11 protein-coding genes are annotated in these 12,303 nt (G+C 69.5%); 5 read left to right on the plus strand and 6 right to left on the minus strand.

The features are described from left to right. Positions 1–44: 44 nt before the first annotated feature. The gene (locus tag Q0A34_RS08720; protein WP_291479605.1) at positions 45–239 is read right to left on the minus strand and encodes a hypothetical protein; all 195 of its coding nucleotides are present in this window, start codon (positions 237–239) and stop codon (positions 45–47) included. Positions 240–254: 15 nt separating this feature from the next. Then, complete coding sequence (locus tag Q0A34_RS08725) at positions 255–2,132, minus strand: nitrite/sulfite reductase (protein WP_291479617.1); 1,878 nt, start codon at positions 2,130–2,132, stop codon at positions 255–257. Between the two features lie 1,041 nt (positions 2,133–3,173). Between Q0A34_RS08725 and Q0A34_RS08730 the strand changes: the two genes are divergently transcribed. The 4 genes from Q0A34_RS08730 (at position 3,174) to Q0A34_RS08745 (ending at position 7,300) form a co-directional block, all read left to right on the plus strand. Beyond that, positions 3,174–4,604: an FAD-dependent oxidoreductase gene (locus tag Q0A34_RS08730; protein WP_291479606.1), complete on the plus strand. Its 1,431-nt coding sequence runs from the start codon at positions 3,174–3,176 to the stop codon at positions 4,602–4,604. A 182-nt stretch (positions 4,605–4,786) separates the two neighbouring features. Further along, positions 4,787–5,356 (plus strand): GNAT family N-acetyltransferase, encoded by a 570-nt coding sequence (locus tag Q0A34_RS08735; RefSeq protein ID WP_291479607.1) that lies wholly within the window; start codon positions 4,787–4,789, stop codon positions 5,354–5,356. 94 nt (positions 5,357–5,450) lie between these two features. After that, positions 5,451–6,383 (plus strand): rhodanese-related sulfurtransferase, encoded by a 933-nt coding sequence (locus Q0A34_RS08740; RefSeq protein WP_291479608.1) that lies wholly within the window; start codon positions 5,451–5,453, stop codon positions 6,381–6,383. A 92-nt stretch (positions 6,384–6,475) separates the two neighbouring features. After that, positions 6,476–7,300 carry a hypothetical protein gene (locus tag Q0A34_RS08745; RefSeq protein ID WP_291479609.1) on the plus strand — a complete coding sequence of 275 codons (825 nt, stop codon included), beginning with the start codon at positions 6,476–6,478 and terminating at the stop codon, positions 7,298–7,300. Positions 7,301–7,304: 4 nt separating this feature from the next. Here the strand turns inward: Q0A34_RS08745 and purT are convergent, their stop codons facing one another. The 3 genes from purT to Q0A34_RS08760 form a co-directional block, all read right to left on the minus strand. Next, positions 7,305–8,561, minus strand: a complete 1,257-nt coding sequence (purT, locus tag Q0A34_RS08750) for a formate-dependent phosphoribosylglycinamide formyltransferase (protein ID WP_291479610.1) — start codon at positions 8,559–8,561, stop codon at positions 7,305–7,307. A gap of 45 nt (positions 8,562–8,606) precedes the next feature. Further along, positions 8,607–9,551, minus strand: a complete 945-nt coding sequence (locus tag Q0A34_RS08755) for a TauD/TfdA family dioxygenase (protein ID WP_291479611.1) — start codon at positions 9,549–9,551, stop codon at positions 8,607–8,609. A gap of 109 nt (positions 9,552–9,660) precedes the next feature. Beyond that, entirely contained in the window at positions 9,661–10,470 is an 810-nt protein-coding gene (locus Q0A34_RS08760) for a MerR family transcriptional regulator (RefSeq protein ID WP_291479612.1), read from the minus strand. 150 nt (positions 10,471–10,620) lie between these two features. Between Q0A34_RS08760 and Q0A34_RS08765 the strand changes: the two genes are divergently transcribed. Further along, on the plus strand, positions 10,621–11,094 hold the full coding sequence (locus Q0A34_RS08765; protein WP_291479613.1) for an Hsp20/alpha crystallin family protein: 474 nt from the start codon (positions 10,621–10,623) through the stop codon (positions 11,092–11,094). A 19-nt stretch (positions 11,095–11,113) separates the two neighbouring features. On the opposite strand, the gene Q0A34_RS08770 is transcribed toward Q0A34_RS08765, so the two are convergent. Then, on the minus strand, positions 11,114–12,256 hold the full coding sequence (locus tag Q0A34_RS08770) for an ATP-binding cassette domain-containing protein (RefSeq protein WP_291479618.1): 1,143 nt from the start codon (positions 12,254–12,256) through the stop codon (positions 11,114–11,116). Between the last annotated feature and the right edge of the window lie 47 nt (positions 12,257–12,303).

Consider the following 12,303-nt stretch of genomic DNA (forward strand, 5'->3'; position numbering starts at 1 on the left):
TACACTGTGCAGGTCAGGACGGGGCTGAGTGGCGGGAGGAAGGGTCAGACGCCGCGTTCGATGTGTCCGTGCAGCTTCACCGAGAACACCCGGCAGCAGTCCCGGCACTGCCAGGCGTTGTCGGTCTCGGTGTCGGGGAACAGGTTCTCCGACGTGCAGTAGGGGCAGTTCATGACGGTGGCCCTCCTCGGGTTGGGGTGTGCACTCTTCCCGGGGATACGGGAATTGGTGTCGTCCATGGTGTTCCGCAGGTCCTACTGCAGCACGGCCTCGTCGGCGCGCAGCACCCAGTCCCGGAACTGCTCGCCCTCGTTGCGCTGCTCCTTGTAGTTCTCGACGACCCGGACGACGTAGTCGTCCAGCTCGGCGGAGGTGACCTTGTGGCCGCGCAGCTTCTTGCCGAAGTCCGGGTGCATCCCGACCGCGCCGCCGAGGTGGACCTGGAAGCCCTCCACACGGTTGCCGTCGTCGTCGGTGACGATCTGGCCCTTCAGCCCGATGTCGGCGACCTGGGTGCGGGCGCAGGCGTTCGGGCAGCCGTTGAGGCTGATCTTCAACGGCACGTCCAGGTCGCCCAGACGCTCCTCCAACTGGTCGGCGAGGGTGATCGCGCGCTGCTTGGTGGTCACCAGGGCCAGCTTGCAGAACTCCAGGCCGGTGCAGGAGATGATGTCGCGGCGGAAGGCCGACGGCCGGGCGGAGAGCCCCTCCGCCTCGAGGGCGTCGAGCAGCCCGTCGACGGCGCCGGGCTCCACGTTGAGGAAGATCAGCTCCTTGTCCGGGGTGGTGCGCAGGTCGGTGACCCCGTGCGCCTCCGCCAGGTCGGCGAGACGCTGCAGCTGGTCGCCCTCGGTGTGACCCACGGTGGGCTTCACCCCGACGTAGAACCGGCCGTCCTTCTGCTCGTGCACCCCGACGTGGTCGCGGTAGCCGGGGTAGACCTCCGGCTCCGGCCCGTCGGTGAGCTTGTGTCCGAGGTAGTCGTCCTCCAGGATGCGACGGAACTTCTCGATGCCCCAGTCGGCGACGAGGAACTTCAGCCGGGCCCGGTTGCGCAGCTTGCGGTAGCCGTAGTCGCGGAAGATGCGGACCACACCGCACCAGACCTCCGGGACCTCGTCGATCGACACCCAGGCGCCGAGACGCTGGGCGAACATGGGGTTGGTGGACAGTCCGCCACCGACCCAGACGTCGAACCCGGGGCCCTTCTCCGGGTGCTCCGAGCCGATGAAGGAGACGTCCTGGATCTCGTGGGTGATGTCCTGGCGGACCGACCCGGAGATACCGGACTTGAACTTGCGCGGCAGGTTGGCGAACTCGTCGCGGGTGAGCCAGTTCTCCTTGATTTCGCGGATCGCCGGGGTGGCGTCGATGATCTCGTCCTTGGCGATGCCGGCGACGGGCGAACCGAGGATCACGCGGGGCACGTCACCGCAGCCGAAGAAGGTGTCCAGGTTCACCGCGGCCAGACGGTCCCAGATCTCCGGGACGTCCTCGATACGGATCCAGTGGAGCTGGATGTTCTGCCGGTCGGTGAAGTCCGCGGTCCCGCGGGCGAAGTCGGTGGAGATCCCGCCGATGACACGCATCTGCTCGCTGCTCATCATGCCGCCGTCCAACCGGATGCGCATCATGAAGTAGCGGTCCTGCAGTTCGGCGTTGGACAGCACACCGGTCTGCTCACCGTCCATGTCCTGACGACGCTGGGTGTACATGCCGATCCACTTGAATCGCGGTGCGAGGTCCTCGGCGGGGATCGAGTCGAACCCCTGCTTGGAGTAGATCTCCCGCACACGGTCGGCGACGGCGAGACCGGCGTCGTCCTGCTTGATGCGTTCGTCGTCGTTGAGCGGCTTCCTGCCGTCGACCAGCCACTGGCCCTGCGGCTTCGGTGCGGCACGGTCGGCCTTCTCCTCCTCGGTGAGCTCACGCGGGGGCGGCGGCGCGGCGGCGACGGCCTCCTCGAGCGCCGTGGTGGCCTTCTGGACGGCCTTGCCCGCCTTGAGCTCGTTCCACCGCGCCTTCCGGGCGGCGGAGAACAGCGCCTTGTCGTCCGGGTCCGCCTCGGTGGCGGCCTCCGCCTGCTTCGTGACGGCGGCGAGGTCGGCGAGTTCCGCCTCCGCACGGGCCAGTTCCTCACGTGCGGCGGTGACGGAGGGGTCCTCGGGGACGGACGGGGCATCGGCGGCGTTTGAGTTGTCGGAGTTGTCGGAGTTGTCGGCGGACGCGTCTGACTCGACGCCGAGGACGGCCTCGACGGTGCGCACGGCCTGCGCCGCCTGCCGCTCGGCCGAGCGGGTGTCCCGCGCAGCGTCGGCCAGGGCGGTGTCACCCGGCGTCGCGGCGGCAGCGCCCTCGGCCGTCCCCGCGGCGACGGCCAGCACCGACGCCCCGGCCCTGATCAACGACAGGGCGTCCTGCAGTGACGACGGCGCCACGACGGGGCCGCCGGCGTCCGCGGTGGCGGAGGTCCCGGCGGCCTGGTCGGCTTCCCCTGCACCCGCGGCCGCCTCGCCACCGTCTGTGCCCTGGTCATCGGCGACCTCGGCGGCCTCGGCGGCCTTCTTCAGCGCCCGGGCCGCCTTCTTCTGTGCCGCGCGGGCACGACGGGCCGCCGCGGCGAGCTTCTTGTCGTCCGGGGCTGCGTCAGCGGCGGCCTCCGCGGCCTCGGTCGCCGCGGTGGCCTCGTCCAGCCGTGCCTGCGCCTCAGCCACCGGGTCGGCGGTGGTGGTCAGTTCGTCGGTCGCCGTCGTCATGCCTTCTCTTCTCCTGATCTTCCGGGTCATCCGGGTCGTCCGGGTCATTACTGGCCCCCGCACCCGCGTCCGCGGGACCGAGGAACGCTGGGGCCGGCCAGGACACCGGCCGTGCAGACCGCTTGGTCTGGTCTCAAGGTGTCGTCCCAGACTAGACCGGTCTGTTCGCAGACACAACGTAGGAGATACTCACCCACGCTGACGTGGGACTTCGCCGCCGCCCCTTGCAGGTTACAGACCGAGTGGTCTATAGTCTGTGCCTGACCTGAGGTCACACGTGTGCGTGACCGTCCTCACCTGCGCCGTCCTGACACTTTCAGTTCGTCTCAGGGCAGACTAACGTACACAGGAGACCACTCCTGCCCGGCCCCGAGCTGCCGCACGAACCCGCCAACCACGGATTGGACCAACGCATTCATGTCTGACAACCGCCCGCTGCGCGTCGCCGTCATCGGATCCGGCCCGGCCGGCATCTACGCCTCCGACGCACTGATGAAGTCCGGCAAGGACGTCTCCATCGACCTCTACGAGAAGATGGCCGCACCGTTCGGCCTGATCCGTTACGGCGTCGCCCCGGACCACCCGCGCATCAAGGGCATCATCAAGGCGCTCCACAAGGTCATGGACAAGCCCCAGATCCGTCTGCTCGGCAACGTCAACGTCGGTGAGGACATCACCCTCGGTGACCTGAAGAAGCACTACGACGCCGTCATCTACGCCACCGGCGCCACCGACGACCGCGACCTGAACATCCCCGGCGGCGAGCACACCCTCGGCGCCGGCAAGTTCGTGGGCTTCTACGACGCCAACCCGCACTTCGACGACTCCTGGGACGTCGACGCCGAGTCCGTCGCCGTCATCGGCGTGGGCAACGTCGGCCTCGACATCGCCCGCGTGCTGGCCAAGACCGGCGACGAACTCCTCGTCACCGAGATCCCGGACAACGTGTACGAGTCCCTGCGCAACAACAAGGCCAGGGAGGTCCACGTCTTCGGCCGCCGCGGCCCGGCCCAGGCGAAGTTCACCCCGCTGGAGCTCAAGGAGCTCAACCACTCAGACACCATCGAGGTCGTCGTCAACCCCGAGGACATCGACTACGACGAGGCCTCGGAGAACGCGCGGCACAACTCCAAGATCACCGACCAGGTGTGCACCATCCTGGAGAACTACGCGGTCGCCGAGCCCAAGGGCGCCCCGCACAAGCTCTACCTGCACTTCTTCGAGTCCCCGGTGGAGGTCCGCACCGACGACGACGGCAAGGTCACCGCACTGGTCACCGAGCGCACCGAACTCGACGGCAACGGCGGGGTGCGCACCACCGGCAAGCTGACCGAGTGGAACGTCGGCCAGGTCTACCGCGCGGTGGGCTACCGTTCCGACCGCCAGAACGACCTCCCCTGGGACGGCCGGGAGAACGTGCTGCCCAACGTGGGCGGCCGCGTCCTGACCGAGGGGCCCACCGCCGACGGCATCGCCGGCGTCCCCGGTTCCGCAGACCCGGAGGCGGAGCTGCGTGAGACCCTGCCCGGCGTCTACGCCACCGGCTGGGTCCGCCGCGGCCCCGTCGGCCTGATCGGCAACACCAAGGGCGACGCGAACGAGGCCGTCGCCAACCTGCTGGCCGACCACGAGGCCGGCATCGGCTTCCGCCCGGAGGCCCCCTCCGAGGACGAGGTCCTCGAGCTGCTGCACTCCCGCGGCATCGACTACACCACCTGGGAGGGCTGGTACAACCTCGACGCGCACGAGCGCGCCCTCGGCGAGGCCGAGGGCCGGGAGCGCAAGAAGGTCCGCTCCCACGAGGAGATGGTGCACTACTCCTCCGGCGAGGCACGCGTGAAGGCGTAACACCCGCCCCGCGGAGAAGCCCGTATTTCACACGGTGAAATTATAAATCCCGGGATACCTCCTGCCGACGTCCCCCGTAGAACACCCCTGTTCCGCGGGGGTTTTTCGCGTCCAGGGGCGAAACCCGGAGTTTTCTCCGTCTTTTAGTGATTCATTGCGCTCATACCGTTATCCTTAACGTCATGAGCGACACCACTGACACCGCAGCCCGTAACCCGGCCTCTGAAGCGCCGGAGGTCCACCTCACGGGCAAGCAGGTGCTGAACATGCAGCCTCAGCAGGTCCACGCCCTCTACAAGCTGCGCGTGGATGTCTTCGTCAACGAACAGCGCGCCAGCTTCCCGGAGATCGACGACACCGACATCGACCCGGGCACCCACCACCTCCTGGCGTACGTCCACCCCGGCTCCGGCCCGGACTACCCCTGGGGTCTGCCTGACCCCGGCTCGCCGCTGCGGCTGGTGGGCACGCTGCGCGTCTTCGGCCCGCCGGAGGAGCAGCACATCGGACGGCTCTGCGTCCACCCCGACTTCCGTGGTTTCGGCATCGCCTCGAAGCTGGTGGACGACGCCCTCGAGGTCATCCGCGGGCGTGCGGCGGCCCTCGACCCGAACGTCCAGAAGACCGTGGTGAAGATCGAGGCCCAGACCTACCTGATGTCCTTCTACGAGTCCTACGGTTTCGAGCCCACCGACGAGCCCTTCATGGCCGAGGGCATCGAGCACCAGGAGATGCACCTCACGCTCGACTAGCGCAGTGGGGCCAGTGCAGCCGGGTGTCCCCCGCCCCTCCCCGGACGGGGGACGGGGGACACCCGGCTGCCGTGTGCCGGATAGAGTGACCGGGGTGGGAACCAAGAGCACCAGAGGCACGAACTCCGAGACACGCATCCTCCTCTACTACCGCTTCACCCCGGTCGCCGACCCGACCGCGGTGATGCTGTGGCAGCGCACCCTGTGCGAGTCGCTGGAACTGCGGGGACGGATCATCATCAGCCGCCACGGGATCAACGGCACCGTCGGCGGCTCCCTCACCTCCGTCAAGCAGTACATCCGCCGGACCCGCGAGTACCCCGGATTCCACGACATGGAGTTCAAGTGGTCCGCCGGGTCCGCCGAGGACTTCCCGAAGCTGTCGGTGAAGGTCCGCGAGGAGATCGTCAGCTTCGGCGCGGCCGATGAACTCCGGGTCGACGAGAACGGGGTCGTGGGTGGCGGCACGCACCTGTCCCCGACGGAGGTCAACGAGCTCGTCGAGACGAAGCGCGCCTCCGGCGAGGAGGTGGTCTTCTTCGACGGCCGCAACGCCATGGAGGCCCGGATCGGCCGGTTCAGGGGCGCGGTGGTCCCCGACGTGGAGACCACGCACGACTTCGTGCGTGAACTGGAGTCCGGCAAGTACGACGACCTCCAGGACCGTCCGGTGGTGACCTACTGCACGGGCGGCATCCGCTGCGAGGTGCTGAGTTCGCTGATGCGCAACCGCGGGTTCTCCGAGGTGTACCAGATCGACGGCGGCATCGTCCGCTACGGCGAACAGTTCGGCGACGCCGGACTGTGGGAGGGCTCCCTCTACGTCTTCGACAAGAGGATGCACATGGAGTTCAGCGAGGACGCCGTCACCCTGGGCACCTGCGTGCACTGCGGCACCGCCACGAACACCTTCCACAACTGCGCCAACGGCGACTGCCGGGAGATGGTCCTGCTGTGCACGTCCTGCGCCGCCAGCCCCGCCACCGCCCACTGCGGCAGGGACAGGTGCGCCGCCGTCGTGTCCTGACGGGCCCTGTGCCCCACCCTCGCGACCGGACCGTAGAGTCGGTGCCAGAATACCTGTGCGCGACTCTCCACGACCTTCAGCAGGAGCTCCCCATGACCCGCATCCCCGCCCTCGCCCGTGGCGTCCTGGCGTTCGGCGCCGGATCCGCGCTGCTGTTCGGCGCCTCAGCCTGCTCCTTCGAGACGGTGTTCACCACCACCGAGGAGGACGGGACCGCCGACCGTGCCCAGGCGCTCTCCGCACCGGGCAGCGCCGACCTGTGGCGGACGTCCGGAACCGGACCGGACGCCCTCAACGACGACGCCGAACCCGGCACCCCCATGGAGTTCGTCGACCCGGTCCTCCTGGAGGACGGCGAACTGCCGGAACGTATGTCGGTCACCGAGGCGCAGTCCCTCCAGGTGCTCCAGAAGATCGCCGACATGGTGGAGGCCGAGGGCCGGCGCATCTCCGAGGTCGCGAGCCTGCGGGTCTACCTCGCCCCCGACCCCTCCGCGGACGGGGGTGCCGGGGAGGACGCGGCGGCGGCCGACTTCGAGGGCTGGAACCGCGCCTACCGCACGTTCTTCGCCAACCTCGACCCGGTCACCGGGGACTCCCTGCTCACGGGCACCTCGGCGGTCACGCTGACGGTGCAGACGAGCCCCTCCCCCACGTCCGCGACCTCCGAACCGTCGGACAGTGACAGCGGGGACAGTGAAGACGGCGAGGACGGCAGGGACGGCGGCACGTCGTCCTCCGCCGCCCCGGCACCGACGGACACCACCGGCGACGGCACCGACGCCCCGGACGACGCCCCCTACTCCGGCGAGATGAACCCCACCAAGCCCACGGTGGTCACCGTCGGCGTCGCCGAGCAGCCGGTCCCGGGCTGGCTCGTGCAGGTCGAGGCCGAGGTCCTCTACGACAACGAGTGACCGGTCAGCGGCCCCACCGGCCGCTGTCGCGGGCGACCTGCTCGACCCCGACGGTCACCGCCGACGCCGCCTCGGTGGCCCGCTCCCTGGCGACGTCCACACTCTCCGCAGTGGAGAAGGCCACACCCATACGGCGACGCTCGTGGCTGACCGGCTTGCCGAAGATCCGGACCTCGGTCTCCGGCACCGACAGCGCGGCGGCCAGGCCGGAGTAGGTCGGGGCCGCCGCGGACTCGCCGCTCTCCACACCGCCGTAGACCACCGCGGACGCACCCGGGGAGATCAACGTCGTGTCGATCGGCAGGCCCAGGATCGCCCGGGCGTGCAGGTCGAACTCGCTGAAACGCTGGGAGCCCATCGTCACCATCCCGGTGTCGTGCGGGCGGGGGCTGACCTCGGAGAAGTAGACGTCGTCGCCCTTGACGAAGAGCTCCACCCCGAACACCCCCCGTCCTCCCAGTGCTCCGGTGATCCGCGCGGCGACCGAACGTGCGGACTCCAGTGCCGCGGTGGTCATCTGCGCCGGCTGCCACGACTCCACGTAGTCCCCACGGTCCTGCCGGTGGCCGATCGGCTCACAGAACCAGGTGGCGTCCTCGCCGGACTCCGGGTCCACCGAGCGCACGGTGAGCAGGGTGATCTCGTAGTCGAAGGGGACGAACTGCTCGATGATCACCCGCCCCGACGACACCCGCGCCCCGCTCATCGCGTACTCCCAGGACCGCCGCAGGTCGTCCTCGGAGCGGACGTAGGACTGCCCCTTCCCCGAGGAACTCATCACCGGCTTGACCACACAGGGCATGCCGATCCTCCGGACGCCCTCGAGGAACTCGTCGTAGGAGGAGGCGAAGACGTGGCGGGAGTTCGGCAGGCCCAGGTCCCGGTCGGCCAGGGTACGGATGCCCTCACGGTTCATCGTCAGCCGCGTGGCACGGGCGGTGGGGATGACCGTCGCCAGGCCCTCGTCCTCCACGTCCTGCAGGGCGTCCGTGGCCAGTGCCTCGATCTCCGGGACGACGAAGTGCGGGCGGACCTCGTCCACCAGCGCGCGTACGGCGACGGGGTCGGTCATGTCGAGGGTGTGGCGGACGTCGGCGACATGGTGGGCGGGCGCACCCTCGTACCGGTCCGCGGCGTGCACCTCCACTCCGTAACGTTGCAGGGCGACGGTCACCTCCCTGCCGAGCTCGCCGGATCCCAGCAGCAGGACCTTCGTGGCATTGGGTGCAAGAGGTGTACCGATGACGTCAGGCGTGTACATGGGACAAGACGCTACCAGCCCCCGCGTGGTCCGCAGGCAGCCCAGTCAGGCAACCGCCAGGTTCCCCGGGTAGTCCGCCAGGCGAACCTCCTCGTCGATCACCGAGTACTCCGAGGCGTCGCCGGTGATCACGCGGGACCTCTCTCCGGACACACTGACCGGCACCGGTCCCGCCAGGGTGACCCGGTGGTTCTTCCGCCGCTGGTCACCGAAGTCCGCCACGCCGTAGTGCTGGGTGGCGAGGTTGTCCCAGATGGCCACGTCGCCCTCCTCCCAGTGCCACCGCACGGTGTTGTCGGGCGAGAGGATGCGGGCCTGGAACAACCGGATCAGGTCCCGGGACTCGTCGTCGCGCAATCCGCTGAGCCGGGAGACGAACTGTCCGAGCAGCAGCGAACGCTCCCCGGTGGCCGGATGGACGTGGACCACCGGGTGCTCGGTCTCGAACCGCACCCGGGTGAACTCGGCGTAGGAGAATCCGCTGGAGTCCGTGGCGTCCGGCCGCGCGGCCGAGGCGTAGTCGTAGTCGTTGGTGTGCACGGCCCACAGGGAGTCCGCCAGGTCGCGCAGCGGCTCCGGGAGCCGCTCGTAGGCGGCCACCGTGTTCGCCCACTCCGTGGCCCCGCCGTAGCCGGGGAGTTCCACGGCCCGCAGGACGGAGATCTTCGGGACGCGGTCGACGAAGGACACGTCGGTGTGCCAGGCGTTCGCCGCGCCCTCGAGGACGAGGTTGTCGCGGCCGTGGGAGACCACGGTGGGGTGCGCGAGCGTCGGCGTGCCGAGCAGACGGGCGAAGGCGTACTGGCTCTCGTCGGTGAGGTGCTGCTGGCCGCGGATGACGAGGACCTTGTGGACCGCCAACTGTGTGCGGATCCACGCGACGGTGTCCGGGTCCAGGTCGCCGTCCAGCCGGAGCCCCTCGATCTTCGCCCCGACGCTGTGCGCCAGCCGGGTGATTTCAATAGACTGCTCTGTCTGCTTCTGGGTCATGGCGACAGCGTCGCACACCGGCGGAGTACCCCGCACCCCTTCCCCTCACGGTGAGCGGAAATGCCACGACGACCGGCCGGATGCCGGACGGATGCCGGCCGGATGCCGGTTACCACTGCGGGTTCTCCACGTCCACACCCCGGGCCGCGGCGTTCGCCCGGATCAGCTCCACGAGGTAGTCGGTGTGGTCCACACCGTCCACCGTCCAGTTCGTCCGGAAACGGGCGTCGCCGACATACATCGCCGACAGGATGACCTGCCGTGAATGAGGACAGTCGTACCACCGCGAGATCGACCGTCGCTGCCGCTCCGCCAGCGCGTCACCCTCCTCCGACCCCGGCGCGACACCCCGGTCGTGGGCCTCCGCGAGAGCCCGGGCGAAGGCGTCGCCCTCCTCACGGACCGCACGCCAGTCGTCCTCGCCCATCTGCGACATGACCTGCCGGGCGTCACGCCACTCGTCGGTGTCACCCCAACGCTCCTCAGCTTCACGCTGATAGTCGGGGTCCCAGTCCGGCCCGAGGATCTCGCGGACCCGTTCCGGCGGAACCGGGCCGGTGTACACCCCGGAGTTCACCTCGGCGAGCAGGTCCTCCACGGCGGCGAGCATCCGGTCGACACCCTCCCGTCGCTCCCGCAGCAACTCCCGCTGACGCAGCAGGTGCTCGCGCTCATCGTCCCCCGTCGCCTCGAGCAGTTCACCGATCTCACCCAGGGGGACGCCGGACTCACGGTAGACGAGGATGCGCTGTCCGCGGGCCAGGTCGTCCGCGGTGTAGATGCGGTAGTCCGACCATGTCCTCACCTGGGGGACGAGGAGCCCCTTCGCGTCCCAGTGGTGCAGGGTGCGCACGGTGACGCCGAGGAAGTCGGCGGCCTGGCTGACGGTAAGTTCTGTGTTCTCTGTGCTGTTGCCCATGTCAGCGATCATCGTCCCTCACGCAGCGTGAGGGTCAAGTCCCCGGCACATCCCGCACCCACGTTGAGTCGGGTGGAATAAACCCTGCAGCGACGTAGTTGAGTGTGGTGTACGCAAGTTTCACAGAACATCCAGAGGAGTGAGATCACCATGGCCACCTTCCGTTTCGATCCTTTCGCCCAACTCGACTCCGTCGCACGTGACATCTTCGGGGATTCCGGACTGTCCGGTGCCGTGAACCGGGGACAGGCCCCGCGCTTCATGCCGATGGACCTGGTCCGCAAGGACGGCGACTACGTCCTGACCGCCGACCTGCCGGGTGTGGACGTCGACAGCATCGACGTGGACATCGACAACGGGGTGCTCACCATCTCCGCCGAGCGCGACACCCGCGGACACGGCACCGACAGCACCGAAGACCGCTCGTGGATCGCCAACGAGCGCTTCACCGGCACCTACCGCCGCCAGGTCACCGTGAGCGACAGTGTCGACACCGAACGGGTCACCGCCGACTACACCGACGGAGTGCTGACCGTCACCCTCCCCGTCGCGGAACGGTCGAAGAGCCGCAAGATCACCGTCGGACGGTCCGGCGACGGCACCCCGAAGGAGATCGACGCCTGAGCCGCCCGGCCCCTGACATTCAAGGCATCGTCAGTGACCGGTCACTGACGGCCCCGGCGAACGCGGCGTTGTGGCAGGTCCACAGCACCGCAGGGGCGGGCCCCGTCCAGACCGGTTCCACCCCCGCCGCCGAGAGTTCCGCGTGGTACTCCCCGGCGGCGTATCCGCGCATCACGCGCGTCAACCACGCGTAGCCCCCTGCGTCGAGGCCGACGGTCGGCTCGTCGAGGATCAGCAGGCCCGGCCCCCGCACCAGGGCCGCGGCGACGGCGAGCATGCGGCGCGGGGAGCTCGGGACGTCCAGGGGGTGGACGTCCCGCCACTTGTCCAGTCCCACCCACCGCAGGGCCGTCTCCGCATGGGCGGCGTCGGTGCCGACGGCGAGCTCGCCGAGGACGGTCCGTCGGGAGAAGGCGGAGTCCATCCCGGTCGGCGCCCACCCCGCGACCGGTGCGTCAAGGCTCCCTTCGTGGGGCAGCAGGCCGAGGACGGCGAGCATCAGCGTGGTCTTCCCGGAACCGTTCGGCCCGGCGAGGTGGGTGACCTGTCCGCCGTGTGCCTGCAGGTCCACCGGTCCGAGCACGAAGTCACCGCGCCGCACGACGACACCGGCCGAGGTCAGCACCGGTTCGCCCGGGGACGCGGCCGGCACGGGGCCGGGAACGGGGTCCGGCGCCGGGCCGTCCACCCCGTCCAGGCGCACCTCCCGTCCGGCGTCGTCGGCGAGGACGGTCCGCACCCGGTCGTAGACGGTGACCGGGCCGTCGAACTCGGCCAGGGCACGGCGGAGCGTCTCCACCGCCGCGGCGTCCAGACCGTCCGTCGGGCAGTCGAGCACCAGGGCGCCCGGGTCGCGCAGCAGCGCGGCGGCGATGGCGAGGCGGCGCGTCTGACCGGTCGACAACCTGGACGGCTCACGGTCCGCGATGTGCCGCAGCCCCCACGTGTCCAGGGCGGCGTCGATCCCGGCGGCCATGACGTGCGGCGCGACCCCCTGCTGCTCCATGCCGAAGGCGAGTTCCTCGCGCACGGTGGAGCGCAGCAGGGACACGTGGGCTGCGGCGTCGTTGCCGACCCAGGCGGCACCGGTGCCCTCCGCGTCGGCCCAGGCGCGCTCGGACAGGCCGGCGCCGGACGCCGCCCAGATGAAACGGTCGATCATGAGGTGACCGTACCAGTGCCGGCGGTACGGCCCGCCCGCCCCTGCAC

The organism is Corynebacterium sp. (assembly GCF_022712195.1).
Taxonomy (GTDB): domain Bacteria; phylum Actinomycetota; class Actinomycetes; order Mycobacteriales; family Mycobacteriaceae; genus Corynebacterium.